This window comes from Parafrankia sp. EUN1f, assembly GCF_000177675.1.
GTDB lineage: Bacteria > Actinomycetota > Actinomycetes > Frankiales > Frankiaceae > Parafrankia.
This window is the reverse complement of the sequence record NZ_ADGX01000060.1, coordinates 1-25,489: the sequence shown is the minus strand read 5'-3', so window position 1 is coordinate 25,489 and position 25,489 is coordinate 1. Positions and strand designations below refer to the sequence as shown.

Annotated in this window: 18 protein-coding genes and 1 pseudogene; 17 read left to right on the top strand and 2 right to left on the bottom strand. The window is 72.0% G+C overall.

All coding sequences use genetic code 11. The features are described from left to right. Nucleotides 1-8 precede the first annotated feature (8 nt). Nucleotides 9-794: a FadR/GntR family transcriptional regulator gene (locus FREUN1FDRAFT_RS18960; protein WP_006541754.1), complete on the bottom strand. Its 786-nt coding sequence runs from the start codon at nt 792-794 to the stop codon at nt 9-11. 677 nt (nt 795-1,471) lie between these two features. Between FREUN1FDRAFT_RS18960 and FREUN1FDRAFT_RS18955 the strand changes: the two genes are divergently transcribed. Further along, nucleotides 1,472-2,485: a zinc-binding dehydrogenase gene (locus tag FREUN1FDRAFT_RS18955; RefSeq protein ID WP_006541753.1), complete on the top strand. Its 1,014-nt coding sequence runs from the start codon at nt 1,472-1,474 to the stop codon at nt 2,483-2,485. A 46-nt stretch (nt 2,486-2,531) separates the two neighbouring features. Here FREUN1FDRAFT_RS18955 and FREUN1FDRAFT_RS18950 read toward each other — a convergent pair whose 3' ends face one another. Beyond that, nucleotides 2,532-5,387, bottom strand: a complete 2,856-nt coding sequence (locus FREUN1FDRAFT_RS18950; RefSeq protein ID WP_232295280.1) for an ATP-binding SpoIIE family protein phosphatase — start codon at nt 5,385-5,387, stop codon at nt 2,532-2,534. A gap of 330 nt (nt 5,388-5,717) precedes the next feature. On the opposite strand from FREUN1FDRAFT_RS18950, the gene FREUN1FDRAFT_RS18945 reads away from it, so the two are divergent. The 16 genes and pseudogenes from FREUN1FDRAFT_RS18945 to FREUN1FDRAFT_RS43990 all read left to right on the top strand — a co-directional run. Then, nucleotides 5,718-6,302: a VOC family protein gene (locus tag FREUN1FDRAFT_RS18945; protein ID WP_006541751.1), complete on the top strand. Its 585-nt coding sequence runs from the start codon at nt 5,718-5,720 to the stop codon at nt 6,300-6,302. Beyond that, entirely contained in the window at nt 6,299-6,796 is a 498-nt protein-coding gene (locus FREUN1FDRAFT_RS18940; protein ID WP_006541750.1) for a nuclear transport factor 2 family protein, read from the top strand. Before FREUN1FDRAFT_RS18945 ends, FREUN1FDRAFT_RS18940 begins: the two co-directional genes overlap by 4 nt. 149 nt (nt 6,797-6,945) lie before the next feature. Continuing rightward, on the top strand, nt 6,946-8,349 hold the full coding sequence (locus FREUN1FDRAFT_RS46495) for a helix-turn-helix domain-containing protein (RefSeq protein ID WP_006541749.1): 1,404 nt from the start codon (nt 6,946-6,948) through the stop codon (nt 8,347-8,349). A 164-nt stretch (nt 8,350-8,513) separates the two neighbouring features. Then, a complete protein-coding gene (locus tag FREUN1FDRAFT_RS18930; protein WP_006541747.1) occupies nt 8,514-9,095 on the top strand; it encodes a DUF1003 domain-containing protein in 582 nt (193 codons plus the stop codon). 285 nt (nt 9,096-9,380) lie between these two features. After that, on the top strand, nt 9,381-9,665 hold the full coding sequence (locus tag FREUN1FDRAFT_RS18925; protein ID WP_006541746.1) for a hypothetical protein: 285 nt from the start codon (nt 9,381-9,383) through the stop codon (nt 9,663-9,665). A gap of 376 nt (nt 9,666-10,041) precedes the next feature. Further along, nucleotides 10,042-11,085 (top strand): alcohol dehydrogenase catalytic domain-containing protein, encoded by a 1,044-nt coding sequence (locus FREUN1FDRAFT_RS18920; RefSeq protein WP_006541745.1) that lies wholly within the window; start codon nt 10,042-10,044, stop codon nt 11,083-11,085. Beyond that, nucleotides 11,082-12,212, top strand: a complete 1,131-nt coding sequence (locus tag FREUN1FDRAFT_RS18915) for a methyltransferase dimerization domain-containing protein (RefSeq protein WP_006541744.1) — start codon at nt 11,082-11,084, stop codon at nt 12,210-12,212. The genes FREUN1FDRAFT_RS18920 and FREUN1FDRAFT_RS18915 overlap by 4 nt, the downstream gene beginning before the upstream one ends. A 29-nt stretch (nt 12,213-12,241) precedes the next feature. Continuing rightward, nucleotides 12,242-13,705 (top strand): amidohydrolase family protein, encoded by a 1,464-nt coding sequence (locus FREUN1FDRAFT_RS18910; protein WP_006541743.1) that lies wholly within the window; start codon nt 12,242-12,244, stop codon nt 13,703-13,705. Nucleotides 13,706-13,754: 49 nt separating this feature from the next. Further along, nucleotides 13,755-15,041: an aromatic ring-hydroxylating dioxygenase subunit alpha gene (locus FREUN1FDRAFT_RS18905; RefSeq protein ID WP_006541742.1), complete on the top strand. Its 1,287-nt coding sequence runs from the start codon at nt 13,755-13,757 to the stop codon at nt 15,039-15,041. Further along, complete coding sequence (locus FREUN1FDRAFT_RS18900) at nt 15,038-16,168, top strand: acetamidase/formamidase family protein (RefSeq protein ID WP_006541741.1); 1,131 nt, start codon at nt 15,038-15,040, stop codon at nt 16,166-16,168. Before FREUN1FDRAFT_RS18905 ends, FREUN1FDRAFT_RS18900 begins: the two co-directional genes overlap by 4 nt. Before the next feature lie 140 nt (nt 16,169-16,308). Then, nucleotides 16,309-17,415, top strand: a complete 1,107-nt coding sequence (locus FREUN1FDRAFT_RS18895; protein ID WP_232295279.1) for a class I SAM-dependent methyltransferase — start codon at nt 16,309-16,311, stop codon at nt 17,413-17,415. A 2-nt stretch (nt 17,416-17,417) separates the two neighbouring features. Beyond that, nucleotides 17,418-18,689: a hypothetical protein gene (locus tag FREUN1FDRAFT_RS18890; RefSeq protein ID WP_006541739.1), complete on the top strand. Its 1,272-nt coding sequence runs from the start codon at nt 17,418-17,420 to the stop codon at nt 18,687-18,689. A 225-nt stretch (nt 18,690-18,914) separates the two neighbouring features. After that, entirely contained in the window at nt 18,915-19,835 is a 921-nt protein-coding gene (locus FREUN1FDRAFT_RS18885) for a helix-turn-helix domain-containing protein (RefSeq protein ID WP_369809805.1), read from the top strand. 226 nt (nt 19,836-20,061) lie between these two features. Further along, nucleotides 20,062-22,041 (top strand): hypothetical protein, encoded by a 1,980-nt coding sequence (locus tag FREUN1FDRAFT_RS18880; RefSeq protein WP_006541737.1) that lies wholly within the window; start codon nt 20,062-20,064, stop codon nt 22,039-22,041. 9 nt (nt 22,042-22,050) lie between these two features. Beyond that, nucleotides 22,051-25,071 carry a helicase HerA domain-containing protein gene (locus FREUN1FDRAFT_RS18875; RefSeq protein ID WP_006541736.1) on the top strand — a complete coding sequence of 1,007 codons (3,021 nt, stop codon included), beginning with the start codon at nt 22,051-22,053 and terminating at the stop codon, nt 25,069-25,071. Between the two features lie 3 nt (nt 25,072-25,074). After that, a pseudogene (locus tag FREUN1FDRAFT_RS43990) lies at nt 25,075-25,489 on the top strand (hypothetical protein); the annotation flags it as partial.

Sequence of the window (25,489 nt, the reverse complement as noted above, 5' to 3'; positions counted from 1 at the left end):
GAGAAGGCTCAGTACTCGTGCTGCATCAGGTCGATCACGGTCTTCGCGCGATGGGCCAGCAGGACCCGCCCGACGACCGCCATGTGCTCCGCCCAGTGCCTCTCGGCCCCCGAGGCGTCACCGGCCTCGACGAGTGCCGCGAGACGGGCCTGGGAACGAAGGCCGCGCAGGCGCGTCTCCTCCGACTCCAGCGGGTCCCCACCGTCCTCCGGGTGGCTCACCGCGGCGACGGCGCGTGCGACGATCTCGTTGAGCATCTCCGCGACGATGCCCAGCGTCTGGTTCCCGGCGAGTTCGACCAGCCGGGCGTGGAACTGCGAGTTGGCCTGACCGAACCGCTCCGGGTCGTCGATGACCTCAAGCTGCTCGGCCGTCAGCCGGCGCAGCTCGGTGGCGGCTTCCTGGTGGGTGTCGGAGCCGGCGACGATCTGGGCGGCGAAGCGTTCGAGCGTGCTGCGCGCCTCGTACACGTCCGCCAGCGGGACGTCGCGTGCCTGCAGGACGAGGGCGGCCGTGCGGGCGGTCATCCGATGGTTGGGCCGATGCGCCACGATGCCTCCGAGGACACCGCGCTTGACCGAGATCAGGCCCTCGGCCTCGAGGATGCGCAGTGCCTCGCGCAGCGACGGGCGGGAGACACCGAAGCGGGCGACCAGGTCTGGTTCGTGCCCGAGGGACTCGCCGTCCGCCAGCTCACCCTGGATGATGAGCCGCCGGAGCTCGTCGGCGATGCGCTGCGGCTTCTCCCGCGGCACCACCCGCTCGCGGTTGCGTGCTCTCCTCGGCTCGTCCACCCTCGTCGACCTTCTCTGCGTCGGCCGCTTCGGCGGCCGAGGTGGTCCATCCGCACGGTGCGCGATCAACGCGTACGGTGCGCGATCAACGCACCGCTGTGGTCCGGCACCACGAGGCGGGCGAGTTCTTGCAGTTGATAACCCTACCTGCCGGCGGTACCCAACCCTGCCCGGTGGGCGACGACGCCGCCCGGCCGGTGTGACCGAGGCGCCCGCAGGTGGTCTGGGTCGCCGCGGACCGGGACATGCCGCCCGCGTGGCCAGGCGACGTCCGGGCAGCGAAACAGTGGTTTAAAACGGGTGAAACGGACAAGTTGGACGATGGTCCACGGTTGCGCCCCGGGATTGCGGGACAATGCGACGAGAATGCCCGGGGCCGGTCGTGGCAGCTGATCCAGAGAAAAAGGTTCGGTGCGTTGATGCACACCGCCGGGGCGGATGGGGACCTGCGCGTCCGGCGTGGCGGCGGAGATGAAATCATCCAGGTACCTGGTCCCACGAAGGGCCGATGGCCTGTTGCCGCACTACGTCCTGTTGGGGAATTGTCGTCTGTTGAGAGGGTGCGATTCATGCGTTCGCCGCGGTGAACGGCCTCTGACGAACGGACTCGACCGGCGACGGCACATACCTGCCACCTCGACCCTGCCACCTCGATGAAGATTCGGAGGAAGATATCCGTGGACCTGATGCGGGCGGCCCGCCTCCACGTCCCCAGCCGCACCCTGACGATCGAGGACGTCCCCAGGCCGGTGCCCGGGCCCTGGCAGGTGCTGGTGAAGGTCGCGGCGGCCGGGGTGTGCATGTCGGACGTCCACCTCATCGACGGTTCGCTCGGCCGGCCGCGGCACCTCGCCGAGGACACCGTCACGATCGGGCACGAGGTCGCGGGCACGATCGCGGAGCTCGGGCCCGAGGTCGGCGGATGGTCCGTCGGCCAGCGGGTCGTCCTGCAGGCCGGCGAGATCAGGGACGGCGAGACCTACACCCGCGGTGTCGACTACGACGGCGGCTGGGCCGACTACGCGCTGGCCAGCGTCGACTCGATCTTCGCCCTGCCGGACTCGATCCCCTTCGAGCAGGCCGCCATCATTCCGGACGCCGTCTCCACCCCCTGGAGCGCGATCGTCAACACCGCGCAGGTTCGCCCTGGAGAGGCGGCCGGCGTGTGGGGTGTGGGCGGTCTGGGCTCGCACGCGATCCAGCTGCTCCGGGCCGTGTGCGCCTTTCCGATCGTCGCGGTCGACCCTGTTCCCGGCGCGCGGGCGCGGGCGCTGGAGCTCGGCGCCGATCTCGCCCTCGATCCTCGCGACCCGACGCTCAAGGACCAGATCCTCTTCCTCACCGAGGGCGCCGGGCTGAACGCGGCCTTCGACTTCGCCGGGGTCGCCTCGGTCTACGACCAGGTGCTGGGCGTGCTCGCGGAGGAGGGTCGCCTGGTGGTCGTCGGGCTGTCCGGCCGGCCCCTGACGCTGCGGGACAGCACGACCTTCAGCTACCGCAAGCACCGGATCCTGGGGCACTTCGGCTCCGGCGACGACGTCGTGCCGCGGCTGGTCGACCTGGTCGACCACGGCCGGCTCGACTTCTCCCGCTCCATCACCGACGTCCTGCCGCTGGGCAAGGCGAGTGTCGCGGTCCGGCGCATGCACACCAAGGAGGGAAACCCGCTGCGCCTGATCCTGGCTCCCTGAGGCGAAGCCGCGGCCAGCCTGCGGGCCAGTGGTCAGCGGTCAGTGGTCAGTCGGCGTCCGTCAGGCTGACGGCGAGCATCGCCACATCGTCCTCGTTGCCGTGGGTCCGGTCGAGGGTGGCGAGCAGGCCGTCGCAGAGCCGTTCGGGCGACAGGCCGGGCGCCGCGTGGCGGCGGAGCAGCTCCAGGCCCTGGTCGATGGGCCGGGAACGGTCCTCGACGAGCCCGTCGGTGAACAGCAGCAGGGTGCTTCCGGGCTCCAGCGACACCTCCAGCTCCGGGTAGTCCGCGACGCCGGCACCCAACGGCGGCCCCGGCTCCACGGGCGGGAACCAGGGCCGCCGCCGGCGCGGGATCAGCAACGGCGGGAGGTGGCCGGCCGAGGCCACGGTGAGCACCCGGCGGCGCGGGTCGAGGACGGCCGTCGTCACTGTGCTGATGCTCGCCTGCTCCAGGCGGTTCATCGCGGCGTCGAGCGCGGTGAGGATGGCGGCGGGCCGGAAGCTGTCCTGAGCGTAGGCCCGCGCGGTCGCGCGCAGCTGCCCCATGGTCGCGGCGGCGTGCAGCCCGTGCCCCATGACGTCGCCGATGATGAGCGCGGCCCGGCCGCCCTCCAGGGCGAGAACGTCGTACCAGTCGCCGCCGACCAGCGCACCCGCGCTGCCCGGCAGGTAGCGCCAGGCGAAGGTGAGCCCGGCGACGCGCGGCAGCCGGCGGGGCAGCAGGCTGCGCTGCAGCGTCACCGCGATCTCGCGCTCGCGCTCGAACTGGAGCGCGTTCCCGAACGCACCGCTCGCACGGCGGATGAGCTCCTCGACCAGCTCCTCGCCCTCGGAAGCGGTGTCTGCGAAGGCGGTGCCCGCGAAGGTGGTGCCGCCGGGAAGCCTGGCGGGCGTGCGGTCGGGCAGGCTGGGGTCGTCCGCCGTGCTGCCCGGTGCGTCGTCGGCTGTGGCGTCCGCGGTGCCGCCTGCCGAGCCGTCCGCGAAGCCGGCGCGGCCCAACGCGACGACGGCGGCGGTGCGCCCGGCGACGATGAGCGGGAAGGCCACCGTGCCCGTGGTCGGCTCACGGACGACCGTGCCACGCCCGGCCGCCGCCACCACCGGGCCCGGTGGTGGGACGCCGTGCGTCCGGACGACGTCCGCCCCGCCGGCGGCGGCGGTGACGACGGTGGCGTCGAGCGGGACCGCCGCCGAGATGCCGTGCGGTGGGATCCGCCAGCTGGCCGCTGCCACGGAATGCTGCGGTACCAGCAGCCGCAGGAGGCGTTCGAGGATCCGGCCGGAGTCGAGCGTCGAGGCGAACAGGTCGCTCGCGGCGGTGAGGAACGAGGCTCGCTCCCTGGCGTGGCGCTCGGCGGTGAACAGGCGGGCTCTTTCCAGTGCCAGCGCGGTCTGCGCGGCCAGCGCCTCGACGAAGTTCCGCTCGTCGGCGTCGAACAGGCGCGAATGGTCGAACGAGAAGCGCAGCGCGCCGAGCACCTGCCTGGTGACCACCAGCGGCAGGCAGCACATGGCCACCACCGACGGCTCCAGCCGGGCCAGATCCGGATAGCGCAGGTAGCACTCGGCCCGGGACTCCAACCAGATCGCCCGACCGTTGCGCAGCGCGTCCACGGCGGGCAGCCGGTCGTCGAGGCGCTCGGCACGCAGCTGGGCCATCAGCTCCTCGCCGTACCCGACCGCGCCCGGGATCAGCACCTGACCGCCGCGCTGCCCGGCGTGGCCGGGATCCGCCGGCACGAGCAGGACGCCACCCGACGCGGCCAGGGCGGTCACACTTTCGGAGACGACGACGTCCGCCACCTGTTCCGCGGTTGTCGCGCTGGCCAGCGCGGCGGTGACCCGCTGCAGCCGTGCCGCGCGTTCGGTGGCCCGCCCGGCGAGAACCTCCGCGTCGAGGGTGTTGAGCAGATACTGCTCGAAGGTCGGTGTCGTGATCGGGCCACCGCCGCCCTCCAGCGCCCGCAGCTGGTCGACCAGCGCGCGGACGTACCAGCGGCGGAAGGCGACATGTTGCGGCGGTGACTGCAGGGTCAGCAGCCGGGCCGCGCGGGCGTAGCTCTCGATCTCCTCCAGCGCCGCGAGGTAGGCCTCGCCCGCGACCGCGGAACGGGGCGACAGAGCGAGGTCCAGGGTGGTGCGCGGGAGGCCGGCCGCCGCGGCGGCCAGCGCCTGGCGTTTGATCGCCTTGCGGGGCTCGGCGAAGCGGGTGGTCACGATCCGCAGCAGTTCGGCCAGCCTGGTGGGCAGCGGCCCGCTCGACCCGGCCTGCGCACCTGTGGTGGCCAGGGTGAACTCCCGGACCAGCCCGTCGACATGGTTCTTCGCCGCGAGCAGGAGATCCGTCGGGACGTCCCCGAGCCTGACGTTGAAGCTGGTCCGACCGGCCGCCGAGGGATCGGTGTCGATGGTGGTGTCGATGATCGGCGCGGTGCCCGAGTCGGCGCACCCGCGGGCCAGCTCCGCCCAGACGACCTTGCCGCTGACGCCGGCGCCGTCGACCCCCCACCGGGTGGCGAGGGCGGCGACCAGCCCGAGGCCGCGGCCGGTCAGCCCCTGCGCACCGACCGGCGGGCACACCGGGGGAGTGGGGCTGCCGTCACTGATCTCGATGCGCACGGCCTCCTGGGCGGCGAAAAGCCGGGCCTCGACGGGTGGTTCGCCATGCAGCCAGGCGTTCGCCGTCAGCTCGCTCGCGATGAGGGCGACGTCGGGCCGAAGATCGTCAGCCCACGAGTCCCCGGCGAGCGCGGCCTTGATCAGCCGGCGGACCATGGCCGGGGCCGAGGGCTCGCTGGCCAGGATCCAGCGGCCTCGCAGCAGCCAGCCGTCAGCCGCCCGCGCCGCCGCTACCGGCTCCGCCGCTGGCCACGGGTCCGGCGCGGCCGAGCCGTTGTCCACTGCCCATGTATACCCGGGATCAGCGAAAAGCACCTCTTCAGACCTTCGGGGATGCCTAGCCGGCCAGACCGGTCGCGGCGGCGACCGGAACGTGTAACGCGGAACCGGCCGACCGGGGGTGGTAGCCCGGATCTTTTGTGCTTCTGGCACATCGGTGCGGGTACCGGGCCGTTCCTAGCATCGCGGCACGACGGCGGGTGCCCGGCGGACGTGGCACCGGCGGCCGAACCGGGTAGGACTTCCAGACGGCCGGGCGGCTGCGACAGCGACAGGCGGACCACGTGGACGCACCACCTCGCCACGTGGGCGGAGCATGAGGAGTGACGTCGGGTGACGATCGAAGCGACAACAGCAGCGCGGCCTGAGACGACATCGCGGCCTGAGAGCACGGCCCGGCCTGAGAGCGCGGCGCGGCCTGAGAGCGCAAGGCCTGAGAGTGACAGTGCCGCCGCGGTCACGGGCGGGCCGGGGCTCGCGCAGCCGCGGTGGACCCACATCGCGCTGCCGTCGGGCGACCTGGACGCGTCCGTCGCCTTCTACACGAGCATGACTCCGCTGGTCGTGGTGGCCGAACGGGAGGACGCCGACGGCCGCAACGCCTGGCTGTCCAACCCCGGGCAGTGGGAGACGCCGTTCGTGCTGGTCCTCGCCGCGTTCAACAACGCGCGCGGCAGCCAGCAGGGGATCATGAAGCCGTTCGCGCACATCGGCATCGAGCTGCCCACCCGCGCGGACGTCGACAAGGCCGCCGACCGGGCCCGGGACGCCGGCTGCCTGCACTGGGAGCCCCGGGACATGCCCGACCCGATCGGCTACATCTGCGCCGTCACCGACCCGGACGGCAACGTGATCGAGTTCAGCCACAACCAGCGGGTCTTCTCGACCGTCCGCGAACTGTGGGGCCCGAAGTCGTGACATCCGCACCACCAACGGACGGAACCTCAACACTGGGCGGGGAGCAGGCGCTGTGCGGGGAACGACCGACGTGGGCCGGCCTGCCCCGGCCGGCCGCGGCCTACATCGCGGCGCTCAACGCCGGTGATCCGGACGCCGTCGCGGCCTGTGTGACCGAGGACTTCCGCAACGAGCACGCCTCGCCGGCGGGCCGGGGATGTGTCGGGAGGGCCGCCTACCGGGAGCGCCTGCCCGGCTTCCTCGCGGCCTTCCCCGGGCTGCGGTACGTCCCGGACGCAGACCCGGTCGTGGCCGGGGAGAGGGTAGCCGTCCCGTATCTGATGACGGCGTCGATGCCCGAGGGGGCGCTGCGGATTCGCGGTCTGTGGCTGATCACCCTGCGGGCCGGACTGGTCGCGCACCGCGTTGACTACTGGGACAGCGGGGCGGTTCCCGCCGGGTCGCGGCCCGCCGGCGGCGCGGCGACGCCGGACGGGGCCGCCGCGGCGGACTGATCCGGCACGCTCCGGCGCATCGTCGCGCAATCCGCGCACGTCGGTTCCGAGCAGCCGCAGCGTTGTGTAATCCTGCCCGGTGGACCTGCGAACCCGCAGGTGGGAAGCCCGCAACCGCCGACACAGGCTCGAGAGGACGTGACGCCAGGGTGTCATCCAGCAACCGCGTCGCGACGACGGTGGCGCCTGAGGGGACCACCGAGGCCCAGGGCGGTCCGTGGCCTGCGCCGGACATCGCCCGGCCCGCGCCGGGTAGGGCCCAGCCTCAGCCGGACATCGCCGAGCTGGCCCGGGAGCTGACCGAGCTCGCGCTGTCGGGCAGCGACTGGCGTCCGGTCGTCCGCCGGCTCGCCGCCGCGGCCGGTCGCCCGGTGCGGCTGCTGGGCGTGCACGGCGACGTCGTCGCGGCGACCCCGCCGGGCACGGCGGGAACGGCCGGCTGGGCAGGCCCGCCGGGAACGGCCGGGTCGGCCGGGTCAGCCGCCGGGGTGAGCGGCGGACTGACCGCGCTGCTGACCCGACCCGGATTCACCGAGGTGACCTGCGAGGACGGCTGGCGCGGACGGGGTGCGACCGTCCAGGCCGGCTCGCGCTACGTCGGGCTGCTCCTGGTCGGTGTCGGCCCGCAGGCCCCGGAAACGGAAGCCGGCAGCGCTGGCCAGGATGCCGCCGATGGTGATCGGGATGGCCTGGACGCGCTGGTCAACGCCGCGCGGACCGCACTGGCGATCGTCGCGGTGCGGCGGGACGCGGAGGCCGCCGCGCGGGCGGAAAGCGCCAGCAGACTGGCGAACGAGCTCCGTTTCGGATCCCCTCGAGGCCACGAGGAGATGCTGCGCTCCGCCGCGCGCTTCGGTCTCGACCTGACCGTTCCGCACGCCGCCGCCCTGTTCTTCTACGACGGCCGGCATGGGCGGGCCTGGGGCACCGGCCTCACCTGGATCGAGTCGCCCACCGCGCGCGACGGTGAGCTGGGCTGGACGGTGCTCACCGGCGACATCGAGCGCGAGCTCGGCCGCATCCGGGACCGCCTGCAGGGCATGGTCGGGCCGGACCGCCCCGTCCTCGCGGCCGCCGGCCCGGTCGTCACCGACAACGGCTTCGACCTCGCCGAGACGACATCCTCGTTCAGCGAGGCCGAGGCGGTGCTGGCCCTGCTGCGCCACCGTGGCGACGAGATGACGCTGGTGCACTCGGAGCTGGGCCTGGCCGGCCTGCTGCTCGCGGTGCCACGCAGCCGTCTGGAGGCGTTCACCCGCGCCGAGCTCGGGCCGCTGCTCGAACGGCCCGACCTGTTCGTCACCCTGGCCGCCTGGTTGGAGACCAACGGGAGCCGGGCCGCGGTGGCCGAACGCATCCACGTCCACCGCAACTCGGTCGGCTACCGGATGAACCGGGTCAGGGAACTGCTCGGTCTGCAGGACGACGAACCGACCCGCATGTGGCGCCTGCACGCCGCGGTGGTGGCCCGCGAGGTCCTCCAGGCGCTGTCGGAGGCGCCCACGGCTTCCGCCGGCGCGTTTGTCACCGCGCGTCGGCCGGCTCCGACGTAGACCTCCCGGCCTCCCAGACCGCCAGGGCACCAGGTCCGGTACCGCCCGGATGAGCCCGCCGATGTGGCCAGCTTGGGTCGTCCGCGGGCGACGCCGTTGCCGCTTGCCTTGCGAGAATGGTGAGCGCCGGGAGGGCCGTCAGGCCGGGCAGGAGGAGGCGCGTCGTGACCCTTAAGCCGGGGCCGCGGGGCACGGGCGACGCCAAGGTGCCGTTGCCCGCGGACGGCGTCACCGCCACGCCGCACCGCTCGATGATCACGTTGCCCCACGAGCGGGAGACCTTCGCCCGCATGCGCGGGACCGAGGAGCGGGTCGCGGACGCGATCACCAGGTCCGCGGGAAGGATGCGCTTCGCCTATCTGCACGCGGTGTGGTTCGCCGGATGGATCCTGGTCAACCTGGGTGTGTTCGGCAAGGCGGCGGTCTTCGACCCGTACCCGTTCGGTCTGCTCACGATGGTCGTCAGCCTGGAGGCGATCTTCCTGTCGACCTTCGTCATGGTGAGCCAGAATCGTCAGTCTGCCCGGGACAACATCCGTGCCGACATCGACTTCGAGACGAATCTGCGTTCGGAGGTCTGGTCTGCCCACATAGGCCGTTCGCTGGGGCTTGACGCGCAACAGGTCGAACTGGAGGTCCAACGGCTTGTCGCGCGGAGCCGGACCCGGCTCGACGGCAGTCCGGCGGATCCGGCCGGGGGCCTTCCGGGTACGCCCGAACCCGCCAGCCTGCCGAAGCCCGCGTGATCGAACACCGCGGGTGATTCGCCCTCGCCCACCTTTCGTGTCTGCCGATGGTTCCGGATCTCGGGCTGTTCCGGCGGCCGATGGCTGGTCAACGGCGTGCGGCGGACCGGTGGCCCACCCCATAACGGGCTCAGTGCGATTCCCGATGGTCTGTTACGTAACCTGGCCGCCGTGAGTTCGTCTGAACTCACGTTGTGGTCGCGCATTCTGGAAGCCGCGTGTTCGGCGGTTCAGGCGCGGCAGCCTCGGCACCTGGAAATGTCGTGAATGCGGAGGGTGGGTTCGGTGCGAAACAACGTGAGCTGGCTCGTCTGCAAGGTCGGCTGCATCGAATGCGGAATCATCGAGGAGCCGGTGTTGAGGATCATCGGCGTGTACGCGGATGAGGAGGAGGCGGTCACCTCCGCGCGTACGGAGGCTCACACGATCGCGCGGCGCTGGGGAATGACGAATCCGGAGGAGCCGTACCCGGTACGCGCGGCCGACGTGCTGGGCTCCCGGTTGGGCGCCGGCTGGATGTGGACACCCGCCGACCACGAGCAGGTCTACGCGGTACAGGTCCCGTCCTGAGGTCCCGTCCTGATCCGTCCTGAGGTCACGTCCTGATCCGTTCCGACCGCACGACGGCCGTGGATGGCCGGCACCTCGCCCGTCCGCGGTATCCCCTGGCCACGCCGGGCGACTGATCATGTCGCCCGGCGTGCTCCGTTTCGGGAGTGCTACGTCCGCTGTCCTGGCAGTTCCGGTGACAGTCGCCGAGCGGGTGGGTCCGACCAGCGTTTGTGCGCCCGGCACATCGGGCCTGACGCCGCCGGGACCTAGCGTCGGTGCCGGCGCGGGAAACGGCTCCGCCGAATCCCCGCCCGGCCGGCTCGCCAGGGAAAGGACCTGTACCGGCTGTGGTCGGCGGTGGCATGGACAACTGCCAGAACTACAGGAGGCGTGAGTGCAGGCGGTCGTACAGCACGGGTTCGGTGGCGTGGAGGTGCTCGCGGTCGAGACCGTTCCCGACCCTGTTCCGGGGGCCGGTGAGGTCGTCGTCCAGGTCGCGGCCTGCGGTCTGAACCACCTGGACGTCATGCAGCGCCGCGGTCCGGCGAAGATACCCGGGTTCGCGTCCCCGCACATCGCGGGAATGGATATCGCCGGCACGGTCGTGGCGGTCGGCCCGGCCGTTGGTGAGCTGCGCGAGGGCGACCGGGTGGTGGTCAATCCGGCGGTGCCGTGCCGGAAGTGCGAGACCTGCCTGCGGGGCGACGACGGTTTCTGCCCGAACACGCGGGTGCTCGGCGGCAACGCCCCCGGCGGCTACGCCGAATATGTGCTGGTCCCCGCGTTGAACGCACATCTCGTCCCCGATCATGTCCCGCTGGCTGAGGCGGCGCTGCTGCCGACGATCTGGACGACGGCCTGGCACGCGCTGAGCCCCGTCGGTGGCCTCCGCGAGGGCGAGACGCTGCTGGTGCACGCCGCCGCCAGTGGGGTGAGCCTCGCCGCGGTGCAGCTCGCCAAGCAGCTCGGAGCGACCGTCATCGCGACCGCGAGCAGCACCGACAAGCTGGCGTTCGCCGGCGGCATCGGCGCAGACCACCTGATCCTTGCCGGGGCGGGCACGCCATACGAGCAGGTGGTGGGCGCGGTGCGGGAGGCGACCGACGGCCGCGGTGTGGACATGGTGCTCGACCATGTCGGCCCGGCGACGTGGCCGGCGTCCCTGTTCAGCCTGGCGCCCCGCGGGCGGCTGGTGTTCGTCGGCGACACCTCCGGCGCCGAGGCGACGGTGCCGCTGGAATACAGCTTTCACTTCGGCCTGAAGCTGCTCGGCTCCGACCCGTACCCGGCTCGCGAGTTCGGCGAGGTGCTGGAGCGTTACTGGCGTGGCGGCCTGGTCACGCCGGTGGATGAGGAGTTCCCGCTCGCCGACGCCGCCGCGGCGCAGTCCCGGTTGGAGGAGCGCCGGGCCGTCGGCAAGGTCCTTCTCCGGCCATGACCGTCGACCTGAGCGACCCGAGTGATCTGCGCGACCCGAGCTCGTCGACGGAGCTGGCCTCGGAGCCGGTCGTGCCCGGCCCGGCACCGATCTGGGAGGTGATCCACGGCTTCACCCGGTACTGGGCGGTCGTCGCCGCGCTGGGCCTGGGCCTGTTCGAACAGCTGGCCGCAGGCCCGCGGCCCGCATCCGCGCTGGCCGCCGCGGTGGGCGTGGACGAGCACCGGACGGCGCTGCTCGCCGACACCCTGGTGGCGCTCGGCCTGCTCACCCACGAGCCCGCCGTCGGCTACCGGCTCGGTGCGGTCGCGACCACGTACCTGCTCGCCGGTGCGCCGCGGACGATGGTGGCGCTCGTTCGCGGCGCGCCGGGGCCTCACGAACGGTGGCCGGAGCTCGCCGAGACGCTGCGCCGCGGCGCCCCGGCGGTGCGGATCGAGGACGATCCCGGTGGCTTCTACCCCGCGTTGGCCGCTGCGACCGCTCCGGTCCAGCGACAGGTCGCCCGTGCGGTCGCCGCCACGCTGCACCCGGTCGGGCCGGAGCCGCTGGTCATCGATCTGGGCGCCGGCGCGGCACCGTGGGCGCTGGCCTTCCTGGCGGCCTGGCCGCGAGCCCGGGCGCTCGCGGTGGAGCTGCCAGAGGTCGTCGCCGTGACCAGACGGGCGATCGACGCCGAGATCGGTGGCGCCGCGGTAGACGCCGCGGTCGGTGGTGCAACGGTCGGCGCTGAGAGCGGCGCCGTGCGGGCCGGTGGCCGGGTGCGGGTGGTCGCGGGTGACTACCACGAGGTGGAGCTGCCGAACGCCGCCGCCGACGTCGTCGTCCTCGGCCATGTGTTGCGGGCCGAGTCCGTCGCGGGAGCGCGCCGCCTGGTGGCGCGGGCCGCGGCGGCGCTGCGTCCGGGCGGCACGCTGGTCGTCACCGACTACCCGCGGCCGGAGGTGCCCACCGCACCGTCCGCTCCGGCCCTGCTCATGGGCCTCACCATGCTCGCGTCAACCGGCGGCGACGGGATTTTCCGGGTCGCCGACCTGCACGGCTGGATGCGGGCGGCGGGCCTGGAACCGGCGGCGACGCTCCAGCCGCTGCCCGGCCAGACCGTGATGACCGCCCGCCGCCCCTGACATCCCTCATCCACACCCAGGAACCGGAAGTGACGATGCCTCCCGAGGACCTCTCCCCAGCTGACTCCCCACCCGACTACGTGCCCGCGCCTGTGCCGGCCGGCGCGGCCGTGCCGGTCGACACGATCATCGCCGGAGCGGTCGTGGTCACCATGGACGACGATCGGCGGGTCCTGCGCGACGGCGCGGTCGCGATCGCCGGTGACACGATCGCCGCCGTCGGCCCGACCGCCGAGATCGTCGCCGGGTACCGGGCCACCGAAACCATCGACGGACGTCGGTTCGTGCTGACGCCGGGCCTGGTGAACACGCACATCCACATCACCGGCGAGCCGCTCACCCGCGGGTACGTCCCGGACGACACCCCCTTCGAGGAGAACGTCTTCGCCTGGCTCTGCCCGCTCTACGCCGCCTACAACGAGCCGGAGGAGCGGTTGTCCGGCCAGCTCGCCGCGTTGGAGATGCTGCGCAGCGGCACCACCAGCTTCCTGGAGGCGGGCACGATCCGCTTCCTCGACGCGGTCGTCGACGGGCTCGCCGAGACCGGTATCCGTGGCCGCGTCGGGCGCTGGACCTGGGACCTGCCACCGGAGCCGGACGTCTACCGACAGAACACCGACGACGCCATCAAGGGGCTGGTCGACGAGCTCGACCGGTTCGCCACCGCCGCGGACGGGCGGATCGCCGCCTGGCCGATTCTCGTCGGCCACAACACCTGCAGCGACGAGCTGTGGCAGGCGGCGGCCGGGCTCGCCCGCGAGCGAGGCACCGGGCTGTCGTTCCACATGTCGCCGGCCGAGGTCGACCCGGCGTACTTCCTCGCCACCTACGGGCGCCGGCCGATGGAGCACCTCGCCGACCTCGGCGTGCTCGGTGACAACGTCATCCTCACCCATGCGGTGCACGTCGACGACGCCGAGATCGACCTGCTCGCGCAGACGGGGACGTCCGTCGCGCACTGCCCGACGACGGCGCTGAAGGTCTCCTACGGCGTGACGCGGATCGGGAAGTTCCCCGAGATGGCCGCCCGCGGGGTCAACGTCGCCATCGGCACCGACGGCAACAACGCCAGCAACTACTCCGACCTGATGCGCGCGACCTACCTGGTCGCCGGGCTGTTCAAGGACGGCCGCCAGGACCCGACGATGTTCCCCGCCGAGCAGGCGTTCGCGATGGCGACCCTCGGCGGTGCCCGCGGCCTCGGCCTTGCCGACGAGATCGGCGTGCTGGCGCCCGGCCGCAAGGCCGACCTCGTCGCACATGACACCGACCGCCCCGAGTGGCGCCCGCTGCTCAACGTCGCCAACCAGCTGGTGTGGTCCGCCGACGGCCGCGGTGTGCACAGTGTGTGGGTCGACGGCCGCCGCGTGGTCGAGAACTACCACCACACGGTGATCGACGAGGAGGCGCTCTACGCCGCCGCGCAGGCGGCAGGAGAGGCGATCACGGCGCGGTCCGGACTGCCCGCGAAATCCCGCTGGACGCTGGTCTGACCGCCCGCCAGCAGCTCCGCCTCTGCATTCCGCCTATCAGGAAGACGCCATGACGGTACTTACCCCGCAGCTGCTGGAATCCTTCGCCGACTCCGTGCGGCCGACCGCGCAGGCGGTCATGCTGCCGCGCGCCGTCTACACCGACGCGGAGTTCTTCGCCTTCGAGAAGGAGGCCGTCTTCGGCCAGGAATGGCTCTGCCTCGGCCGGGCGTCCGACGTGCCGAACCCGGGCGACTTCGTCAACGTCGACATCATCGGTGAACGGCTCACCATGGTCCACGGGCAGGACGGGCGGATCCGGGTGCTCTCCCCGGTCTGCCAGCACCGCGGAATGCTGGTGAGCGAGGGCAGCGGAAACTGCCGCGCCTTCAAATGCGCCTACCACCACTGGACGTACGGCCTCGACGGCAGGCTGGTCGGCGCCCGCGAGATGGGCCGCACGGAGGGTTTCGACCGTTCCCGGCACGGCCTGCCGTCGCTGCCGGTTGAACAGTGGCAGGGCTTCGTCTTCACCAGCCTGCGGGCCGACCCGTTGCCGCTGGCGCCGCGGCTGGCGAAGCTTGACGCGCTGCTGGCGAACTTCGAACTGGAGCGGTGCGTCACCCGGAACTCCTTCTCCAGCCCCTCCATGCCCTGGAACTGGAAGGTGATGTTCGAGAACTTCAACGACGGCTACCACGCGAGCCGGCTGCATGCCGGCGTGCACGACTTCTGCCCGAGTGACCGCTCGGAGTTCCTGCCCTACGACGACGATGACGCGGCGATCGCCCGTACGAACGGCTTTCTCCACCTCGACGGCGGTTTCAACGCGCTGCAGCGGGCGCTGCTCCCGGTCTTCCCAGGAATCACCGAGGAGGAGCGCTCCCGCGCGGCCTTCGCGCTCGTCCCGCCGACGCTGTGCATCGGTGTCGCGCCGGACCAGGCGTTCTACTTTCTGATTCGTCCGGTCGATGCCGGGCACATCGCGGTGGATGTGAACTACCTGTTCCATCCGGACGCGTTGCGCGACCGCCTCTTCGAGGAGAAGTACGAGCTTTCCAACGCCGGGGTCAACGGCATCGTCGCCCAGGACGTCGAGGCGACGACCGGCGTCCAGCAGGGGCTGACCAGCAGGTTCGCCCCGCGCGGGCGCTACTCCTACCTGGAGGAGGCGCAGGCGCAGTTCAACCGTTGGCTGGTCCGCCGCTACACCGCGCACTGGCCGGGCGCCGACCGTGCCCCGCTTCCTGCGGCTGCCTCGGTTCCTGCGGCTGGCGCGGGCCCCGTGCCAGGCGTTCCTTCTGGTCCAGCCGCGGCGGCATCCGCCGTGGCGAACAACAGCGAGGTGGCGGCGTGACGACCCTGAGCACCGGCCCGGCGGCCGCGGGCATCGACGGTGCCGCGTACCTGCCCTCGACGCCGGACACCGTCCGCTGGGGCTGGCTGCCGGGCGCCGAATCGGCGCCGGTCCTGCGGGTCGCGCCGGGCAGTGCGGTCACGATCGACACGGTCAGCCATGAGGGGATCATGGAGGACCAGGGCCGGGACCCGGTGGCGTACTTCGGTGCGCACGGCGCGCGGCCGGACGAGGTGCCGGCCGACCAGGTGGCGATCGCCGCGTCCGGCATCGTGCACGACTTCGACGCCGGGCCACATGTCGTGACCGGCCCCATCCAGGTCGACGGGGCGGTGGCCGGGGACCTTCTGCGGGTCCGGGTGGTCGGCCTGGACCTGCGCGCTCCGTTCGGTGTGATCAGCAACCGACATGGGCTCGGATGCCTGGCCGGCGAGTTCCCGGAGGGCACCGTCCGCCACCCGGACGCCGACGTCGCCCATCCCGACCGCTACGGCTCGGTGTGCACGTTCGTCCGGACCCGCCGCTCCGGCGGCCTCGACTACGGGGTGCTGCCGTTCGGCAACCCGGGCCTGCCCGGCGCGGAGGCGGTGTTCCCGCTGGCCCCGTTCCTCGGCGTGATGGGAGTCGCGCCGAACGTCACCGAACCGGTGCCGTCGGTGCCGCCGGGCGGTCACGGGGGCAACGTCGACGTGGCGATGCTCGGCGCCGGCAGCACGTTCTACCTCCCCGTCCAGGTCGACGGTGGGCTGTTCTACGTTGGCGACCCGCACTACGCGCAGGGCGACGGCGAGGTCGCGCTCACCGCGCTGGAGGCACCGCTGCGCGCCACGGTTGTGCTGGACGTCCTGCGCGGCGCCGAGGCTGACCGGGTCGTCGGCGCGCTGCGCGAGCCCTTCGGCGAGACGGACACCTACTGGCTGCCGCTCGGCATGGACCGCGACCTCGACGAGGCGATGCGCAAGGCGACCCGGGCCGCCGTCGCGTTCCTGTCGACGCGGGTGGGGATGAGCCGCGCCGCTGCGATGGCGTACCTGTCCGCCGCCGGAGACTTCGCCGTCAGCCAGGTCGTCGACGACGTCAAGGGCGTCCACTGCAAGATCCGCAAGAGCGACTTCCCGGCGGTGTGAGCTTTTGCCCGAAGCCGCGGCCGGTGCGGCCGTGGGCGGCGGCGGGAACGGTTCGATCGGCGTGCATACGATGCCTGGGCTGTCGTTCCCGCCGTGCCGCCCGCGGGTGAATCCGGCCTGACCAGGTCCGGCGAGGCCTGGTGGTGACCCCCGGAGGGCATGTGGTGGAGCAGGTGGGAGCACACGCGGCGTGGGCCGAGGCCGGCCCGGACCTGGAGGGGACGCTCTTCCCCGCCGGCCCGCCGCTGCCGATCTGGGAGGTCATCGCCGGCTACACCCGCTACTGGGCGGTCGTGGCCGCGCTCGACCTGGGTGTTTTCGAGGCGCTCGCGGACGGGCCAGGCGGCGTCGACGAGCTCGCCGCGCGCACCGAGGTCGCGCCGACGCGGCTCGTCGTCGTCCTGGACTACCTGGTCGCCGCCGGCCTGCTGGAGGCCGGCGGGGAGCGTCGTTTCGCGCTCACCCCGGCGGCGCGGTGCTTCCTGCTGCGCGACTCCGAGCTGTCCATGGCCGACATGCTGCGCTTCTCGCCAGGTCCGACGTCCGCCTGGCCGGAACTGTCGGCCACCCTGCGGCGCGGCCGGCCGACCCGGTCCGTCGAGGACGACGCCGGCCTGTTCTACGGGCGGCTCGCCCAGGCGAGCGCACCCACCCAGCGGGCGGTCGCCGCCGCCGTCGCCGCGGACCTGCCCGATCCCGGCCCGGACGCACTGGTGCTCGACCTCGGCGCGGGCGCCGCTCCGTGGGCGATCGGGATGCTGCAGGTCTGGCCGCGGGCGCGCGGTCTGGCCGTCGACCTGCCGTCGATCATCCCGTTCGCGCAGGCCGCGGCAGCCACCCACGGCGTGGCCGACCGTCTCGAGGTGCGGGCCGGCAGCTATCTGGACGCCGTCCTGCCCGTCGGGGAGGCGGCCGTGGTGACCATCGGGCATGTCCTCGGGCTGCAGTCCGCCGACCTGGCCAAGGCGCTGCTGCTGCGGGCCAGGGGAGCGATGCGCCCCGGCGGCTTCGTCGTGATCTCCGACTACTATCGCCCGGCGCAGCCTCCGACCGGCCGCGACCTCGAAGCCGCGCTGCCGCAGTCGATGGCGCTGACCCTGCTGGCGAACACCTGGGAGGCCGAGGTGATCGAGCTGCCGGTGCTGATGTCCTGGCTGGCCGAGGTGGGCCTGGTGCCCTGGGCCATGCGTTCGCTGCTGCCCGGCCAGCTGGCCGTCATCGCCACCGAGCCACCGTCGGCACGGTAGCCGTGCCGACGGCCTCCGTGCTTCCGACGGCTCCGGACCTGGCCGGGCTGGAGGCCGACCTCGTCAACGCGGCCTTCGACGGCGCGGGGTGGGGCGACCTGCTCGGCCTGCTCGCCACCGCCACAGGCCGGGTGTTTCGGCTGCTCGACCTGACCGGCGCGCTGCTGGCCGCCTCCGAGTCGGCGATGTCGGCGACTCCACGGGGGCCGACCGCGGGCAGCTCGGCCGTCGCACTGGCCGCCCTGCTGGTCCGTCCCGCGCTCGGCCCGGCCGCCGTCGTGTGCCGGGACGGCTGGTGCGGGCGCGGCGGCCCGGTGCGCATCGGACAGCGCTACCTGGGAGTGCTCCTGCTCGACGCCGACCAGGCATACGCCGATCGGCTGGTCGAGGCTGCCACCACGGCGCTCGCCATCGTGGCGCTGCGGCGCGACGCCCACATCGCCGGCCTCGCCCGCGGGGTTGATGTGGTGATCGACGATCTGCGCCATGAAGCGATCCGGCCGGCAGCCGAGTTCGTCCGCGTCGCCGAGAACGCCGGGCTGGATGTCCGCATCCCGCACGCGGGTGCGGCGCTGTGGCACCGCGGGAGCGACCAGGACGCCTGGGCGAGGGCCTGTGATGTGATCGGCTTCCCGGTGCTGCGCGACGGTGACCGGGCGTGGACGCTGCTGTCCGGTGACGTGCCGGCCGAGCTCGGCCGGCTGACGCGGCACCTCGCCTTCCAGCTCGGCTCACCGGGCGCGGTTCTCGCCGCCGCGGGACCGGTGGTGCCGGGCGACCCGATCGACCCGTCGGAGACGGCCACCTCCTTCAGCGCGGCGGACGCGGTCCTGTCCCTGCTGAGAGCCGGCCACGCGCAGGCCGGCGACCCCGTACGGGACGCCACCCCAGCGCGGGGCGGTGCCTCAGCGCGGGACGACCGTTCGCGTCCCCGTGACCGCGAGCGGACGTCGTTGCTCTTCGATGACCTGGGGCTGGAACGGCTGCTCGTCGGCCTGCCGCCGCAACGCCTGCGGGCCTTCGCCGAGCGGACACTGGCCGGCTTGGCCCCCGCGGATGTCGATCTGCTGCACGCGTGGCTGGAGACGGACGGCAGCGTCGACGCCACCGCCGCGCGCCTGGGAGCTTCACCAGCCCGGATGCGCCGCCGCCTTCCCGCACTGGTGGCGGGCCTGGCCGGCCCGGTCGCGGAGATTCCGGTCGGGCGCCTGACCGACCTGCACGCGGCCACCCTCGCCCGCCGGTTCGTCGCACTGTCCAGCGCTGGGAGCTGATCCGATCCACCGGTAGCCGTCCATACGGACATCACCGGCACCGCCATACCTCCGCATCCATACGGCTCCGGTCGTAAGATCGTACGAACTATCCGTCGCACTTCGTCTTTGCGGATCGGTAAACGAGTGTCTGAACCTGCGTCCCAAAACCTGCCCCTGGTGCGGGACTCCGTAACGACCCTGTCCACTGACGTCGTTCCGGCGCGGGAACGGTTCGAGTGGTGGATGCATCGAATGTGTCAGGATATCATGCCTACTGTGGCGACCAGTGGCTACGCTGATTGTTTCCGCGGGAAAATCAACGTGTTCGATCTGGCTGGTGGCGCCGTAACGACACTCACGTTCTCGCCGCTGTCGGGCCGTCGGAGCCCCGCCCTCATCCGGAGCTATGACCCGGAGGACTACTACCTGTTCATGGTCCACGGCAGCCCAATCAGAGTGGAACAATCCGGCAATGTCACATGCCTCGAGGCCGGAGATATCGCACTGTTCGACACGTCCCACCCCCTGGCGGCCGACTTCCTCGACCACGGTCGCCAGAAACGTGTGACGCTGATGCGGCTGCCCAGAGCTTCCCTGCCGTTGTCGGGCGACGCGGCGGACCGGCTGCTGGGCAGTGCTCTCCTCGTGCGGACCCAGACGGGAGCGCTGCTCGGCCAATTCCTGTCCGGCTTCCGGGAGAAGACCGCCGCGCATGGTTCGACTGAACTGCATCGGTTGGGCCGCATCGGCTTCGACCTGGCCAGCACCTTCCTCGCGAGTCACCTGGACGCGCAGCGCACCCTGCCGGTGGAAACCCGTGAGCAGGTGCTGCGGGCACGCATCGACACCTTCATCGACCACAACCTCGGTGACCGCGAACTGCGGCCGGCCACCATTGCCGCGGCCCATCACATATCCGTGCGCACACTGCACCAGCTGTTCCAGGGTCAGCCCGAGACGGTCGGTGCGATGGTCCGCCGCCGCCGCCTCGAGCGCTGCAAAGATGATCTTCTGAACCCCCGGTTGGAACACCTCACGATCGGCGATATCGCCGCCCGGTGGGGATTCCGCCATCCCGCGGACTTCAGCCGCGCATTCCGGGCCGCCTACGGCGCCCCACCCAGGGATCTCAGGCACGCTGAATCTCGCGACCCGGAAGCCTGAGCCGTGCGCTGTTTCCCAAGCTTCTCTGCGCTCTGTGCCAAAGACTCGAGGACGTGAGGCGTGGAACAGTGAACGCTCGGTAGGGGCCGCCGGGGCTCCATCGAGGTGGAGGAATGGTTGGCATCGCTGACACGATCACGACCTGCGTGGCTATGGCACTCCGACGGCCAGCACGGATCCGCCCCACACCGACATCGGCGGTCCCGGTGACGGCGACGGTGGCGACGTGAATACGGCGACCGAGCTTGTCCGGTTACTGTTCATCCCGCGCGAGCGCTGGGGCTGGGAGTACGTTCTGCCGGCACCGCCCGCGCCGTCCCCGGAGCTGCACCGCCCCCCGATCTGGCAGCCGCCTTCGCCGCCGGACGTGTCCGACCTTCAACGCACGCAGGAGCAGACATCTTTCGGTCCCTGGATGCTGATAGGCGGTCTCTTCGGGCTGTGGTCGCTCGCCGGTTTCCACGAGGGTGATCAGGCTCCCGCTATCGCCCTTCTGAGCTTCGGTATGTTCATCGCGGCCATCCCCTTCGTTCGGGTCTCTACCCTCCACCGCCGCATCGTCGACGCGACCAGCCAGGCGTCCGCGGAGTTCGCCGACTACCAGCGCTCCCACGAGGTTCTGACCGTGCAGTGGCGGCAACGCCTGTACGCACATGACCAGGCCGAGGCGGAGCGGATCGAGCGGGCGATGCTGTACTTCCCCCTCGACGCCGTCGGAGCCCCGAGAATCGACGTCCTTGGTGGAACAACGGCCGGTTGGAGCAGCCTTCTCGCCACCTGTGGTGCGTCCCTTCTGGGGTCGGGCCGCGGCATCCTGCTGATCGACCTGACCGAACGCGCCGTGGCCGACGAACTCGTCTCGCTGGCCGGCCACGCGGGTATTCCGGCGGACGTCCACGAACTTCCCGCCGCGTTGGAGCAGGTCGGGACGCTCGACGGTCTCGATGCCAACGAGGTCGCCGACCTGATCGCCGACGCCGTCGACGCCGAGCGCCGCGACGGCGGTGAGCCGACGCTTCGGGTCATCGACGCCGACATTCTCAGGACCGTCACCACAAGGCTGGCGCCGCCCTACTCCTTCGCGCGCCTCGCCGCCGCGCTGCGCGTGCTGGATAACCACGAGGAGGCACTCCACCCGGGGCTGCTCACCACCGCGGAGATCGCCGCGTTGCAGCAGCGCATGCACGGTCTCGCCCAGCGGGACCGGGTCGCCGACCAGGTCCGCTTCCTGCGGACCGAGCTCGACCACTTCACGGAACAGCCGACCCCTGGCCCGGTGACCCGGCGCCTGTCAGGAGACCCGGACTGGTGGCCCGAACGGCAGCTGCGGGTGCTCGCCACCTCGAGCCGCAGGGTGTCGGCCCGTCACAAGGCGCTCGTCGACCGGATCGTTGTCCAGGCGGTACTCGCGCGAATGCGCCAACGGTCAACCGTGACCAGCCGCCCGGTCCTCGTGGTCGCCGGCGCCGACCGTGTCGGCCGCACCGCGCTCGACACACTCGTCCGGCATGCCGAGCTGACCCAGATCCGTCTGATCCTGATGTTCGAGCGGCTCGCCGACGACGCCGAACGCCTGCTCGGCAGCCACGGGGGGGCTGCCGTGATCATGCGTCTCGGTAACGCGCGGGAGGCCGGCCTCGCGGCCGACTTCATCGGCCGGGGCTACCGGTTCACGCTCTCCCAGCTCACCGAACAGATCGGCCGCAGCCTCGCCGACGGCGTGAGCACCAGCCACGGAGAGCAGGCCGGAAAGTCGGTGTCGGAAGGCCGCAGCTCGGGCTACGGACTGCACTCGGTGGACAGCCGGAACTCCTCGGTAAGCAGCTCGTTCTCCAAAACGTGGCAGAGTACGCGGAGCTTCACCGAGTCGACCTCTCGCAACGACGGCTCCACCTACCAGCGGGTGAACGAGTACACCGTCGAGCCGACCGTCCTGCAGAGCCTGCCTGCGACGGCGTTCGTCCTCGTCGGAACCGTCGACGGCCCGGGCCGGGTGCGCAGCGGAGACTGCAACCCGGGCACCGTGCTGCTCCCGAAGGTCGCGGACGTGAACCGCGTGCCCGAGGGCGCGCCGGGACAGGCTGCGCTGGGACAGGGCGCGCCAGGATACGGCGGGCCCGGGCGCGCTTACCCTCCGCCGCACGCCTACCCGCTTCCATCGCCGCAGCCGGCGTGGCAGGGGCAGCCTCCCGGGCATGCCGGCTGAGGCGATGCGATGAACGCGGTGGACCTGCACGGTCTCCGATTCCACCGGCTGATCTCGGTACCTCGCCCACCGGAGGACGGCCAGCCTGACGAGACACCGATACAGCTGTGTGCGGCGCTCGTCGCCGCGCACGCCGCACTGACCGCCGGGGCGGCGCCAGGCCGGATGATCGCGGTGGCCTGGCTACGCCGGCCCGGCGACCCACACACCTGGTTCCTCGTGGGCGGATACCCGGGCTTCCCGCCCGCCGCACGCGGAACGTCCACGGCCCCGTCGCCAGAGCGCACCAGCGGTGAGCCGGAACCCGTGCTCTATCCGCCTGGTGGCACCGCCGTCGCGATCGAGACAGCCGCGGTCGTCACGGCGCTCGGCGCCTTCCCGGTGTGGCAACGTTGCACCGGCATCTCGGACGCGCTGTGGTCGCGGCCCGCGCATGCCCCCGCGGCGAGCGGGCGGGCGCAGCGACGCGGCTCGTTCGACGACCACGTCGCACACCTGCCCGGCGCCTATGCCTGGCTGGTCCTCGCCACGCCCGTGTCACCGAGGTCCGTCGAGGCTGAGAGCGCGGACCTGCTCCGCACGATCCCCTTCCTACAGCAGCGGGACAGAGACGCGCAGGCCCGCGTGGAACTCGAACGCAGCGACGCCCGCTACCGCGAGCTGACCCGCTCGGCCGCGAGCGGCATGTGGGAGGTGCGGGTACTGGCCGGCGGCGCGGATCCGGTCGACGCCCGCCTGACCGCGGCGCTTCTGTGCGGCACGAGCGACCTCGACGACCTGCCCTACGTGCTGGCTCCGTCACCGGAGCCGCCGGAAGCGCTCGCCGTCGCGCTCGATGCCCAGACCGCCCCTCGGTATCCGTTCCGGGCGAGCGCGGAGCTGCTCGCGGCGATCGCACGGCCACCCCGGCGGGAACTTCCCGGTATCACTCTCGTCGCCCCGCACACGTTCGACGTCACGCCCGAGGGCGCCCTTCGGCACATCGCCGCAGCCGAACCGCCGCACCGCACGGACAACTCCGCGGGTGGCGACATCCACCTCGGCGAGGTGCTCGACGCCGGATGGACGCCCGCCGGGCCGCTGGCCGTCAGCCGGGCGACGTTGAACCGGCATGCCTTCGTCTGCGGGGCGACCGGCTCGGGGAAATCCCAGACGGTCCGCTCCCTGCTGGAGGCCCTTGCCACCGCACCCGACCCGGTTCCGTGGATGGTTCTCGAACCGGCGAAGGCAGAGTACGCGCGGATGGCCGGTCGGCTCACCGGCCACGAGGTGCTGGTGATCCGGCCGGGACGGATCGACGCGGCACCCGCGGCGCTCAACCCCCTGGAGCCTGAGCCCGGGTTCCCGCTGCAGAGCCACATCGACCTGGTCCGGGCACTCTTCCTGGCGGCGTTCGAGTCTCACGAGCCATTCCCGCAGGTGCTGGCACGGGCGCTGACCGTCTGCTACTCCGACGCCGGCTGGGACCTGGTCGCCAGCCGGATGCGCCCAGCCCACCGGCCGCGAATGCACGACGACGAGGAGCTGAGGGCCGCCCGGCCGCGCTACCCGACACTCGGCGACCTGCAGCGCACCGCGTCGCGGGTGGTCGAGCGGATCGGCTACGGCACGCAGGTCACCGCGGACGTCCGGGGTTTCGTCGACGTCCGGATCGGCTCGCTGCGGGAGGGCACACCCGGCCGGTTCTTCGAGGGCGGGCACCCGCTGGACATCGGGGCGCTCCTGACCCGCAACGTGGTCTTCGAGCTGGAGGACATCACCAACGACCAGGACAAGGCGTTCCTGCTCGGCGCCGTGCTGGTCCGCATCGTCGAGCATCTGCGTGTCCGGCATGCCCGCGGCGCGGTGGCTGGCGACGACGCCGACCGGCTGCGGCACCTGCTGGTCGTCGAGGAGGCCCACCGCCTGTTGCGCAACGTCGAGCACGGGCCTGCCGCGGCGGCCGTCGAGCTCTTCGCCTCACTGCTCGCGGAGATCCGTGCCTACGGCGAGGGTGTCCTGGTCGTCGAGCAGATTCCCGCGAAGATCGTCCCGGACGTGTTGAAGAACACCGCGCTGAAGGTCATGCACCGGCTCCCGTCGGCCGATGACCGCGCCGCCGTCGGCGCGACCATGAACCTCCAGCGCCCCCAGTCGGAGCTGGTCGTCGCGCTGCCGGCCGGCGTGGCCGCGGTCACCGTGGACGGGATGGACCGGCCGGTGCTCACCCGGATGACGCCCGGCTCCGACCGGGAATCCGCCGCGGGCGCCCGCCACGACGGTGTCCCGCTGGCGGGTCGGCGCAGCCAGCTGTGCGGGGCCGACTGCCGCAAGCGGGCCTGCACCCTCGCGGAAGTGAACGACGCGGCGCACCTCGCAGCCGAACCCGACCTGCTCATCTGGGTCGAGGCCGTCGCCGCGCACCAGGTGATCGGGCTCGCGCACCTCCTGAAGCTCCCTGCACCCGCGCCGTCGGCGGAGCTGCGCACCCGGCTGGCGTCGCTGCCACCCCGAAGCCTCGACTGTGCGCTGGCCCATGCGGTGGACCGCGCCGTCTCGGCCCGCGCGAGCGGGCTGCGACCGTTCGTCGACCCGGACGACTCAGCCGACCGCCTCTCGGACACCCTGCACCGACTCTCCGCAGGTCTCCCTGCCGCCACCGGGGACACGCGCCAGTGGACCGCGGGGAAGTACCGCTGGCAGGACGTGCGACGCACGCTCGTCCGCGCCTCCAGCGAACCCTGGGCGACCACCAGACCACATCCCGACACGCCTGACTGGCGCCGCCGCGGCCTCCTGCTCGTCGGCGCGACGGTCGTCGAACAATTGCGGGAACTGCAAGAACACCCTGCCAACGCCGCAGGCCAGGACGCCGTCAGCCTCGGCGACATCGAGGTCAGCGGACTCCTCCCAGCGTTACGACAGCTCGTCGGCGGCACCACACCCCGCCACCTACGCGCCGCACTGCGCTCGGCATGCGCGGGACCGGGCCTCGCGAAACTCGCCGACCAGCTCGCTGACCTGGTGGAACGGCAGAACAGGAGCACCTGACCCATGCCCGTCGATGGAGCAGCCGATTCTGCTGATATCCCCCCACCGTCCCCACCGCCCACCGATTCCGCCGCCGAAGCCAAGGCCCAAGCCCTCGACGGCGACGGACCCGCAGCCGCCGACCTCACCCCGTCACCAGGCGACTCAAATCCCGACGCCCTGCCGGATGATGTTGCTGAGGATAAGTTCGCTGCTCTGGATGGCGAAGCTGACGAGTCTGACGAGTCCGGCGACGGCGCTGGTTTAGATGGTCTGCCGGATGATGTTGCTGAGGATAAGTTCGCTGCTCTGGATGGCGAAGCTGACGAGTCTGACGAGTCCGGCGACGGCGCTGGTTTAGATGGTCTGCCGGATGATGTTGCTGAGGATAAGTTCGCTGCTCTGGATGGCGAAGCTGACGAGTCTGACGAGTTCGGCG

Excerpts from the sequence above, each read along its gene's own strand:
- FREUN1FDRAFT_RS18885 (WP_369809805.1), top strand. The coding sequence starts at position 18,915 with ATGCATCGAATGTGTCAGGATATCATGCCTACTGTGGCGACCAGTGGC.
- FREUN1FDRAFT_RS18915 (WP_006541744.1), top strand. The coding sequence starts at position 11,082 with ATGACCGTCGACCTGAGCGACCCGAGTGATCTGCGCGACCCGAGCTCG.
- FREUN1FDRAFT_RS18905 (WP_006541742.1), top strand. The coding sequence starts at position 13,755 with ATGACGGTACTTACCCCGCAGCTGCTGGAATCCTTCGCCGACTCCGTG.
- FREUN1FDRAFT_RS18875 (WP_006541736.1), top strand. The coding sequence starts at position 22,051 with ATGAACGCGGTGGACCTGCACGGTCTCCGATTCCACCGGCTGATCTCG.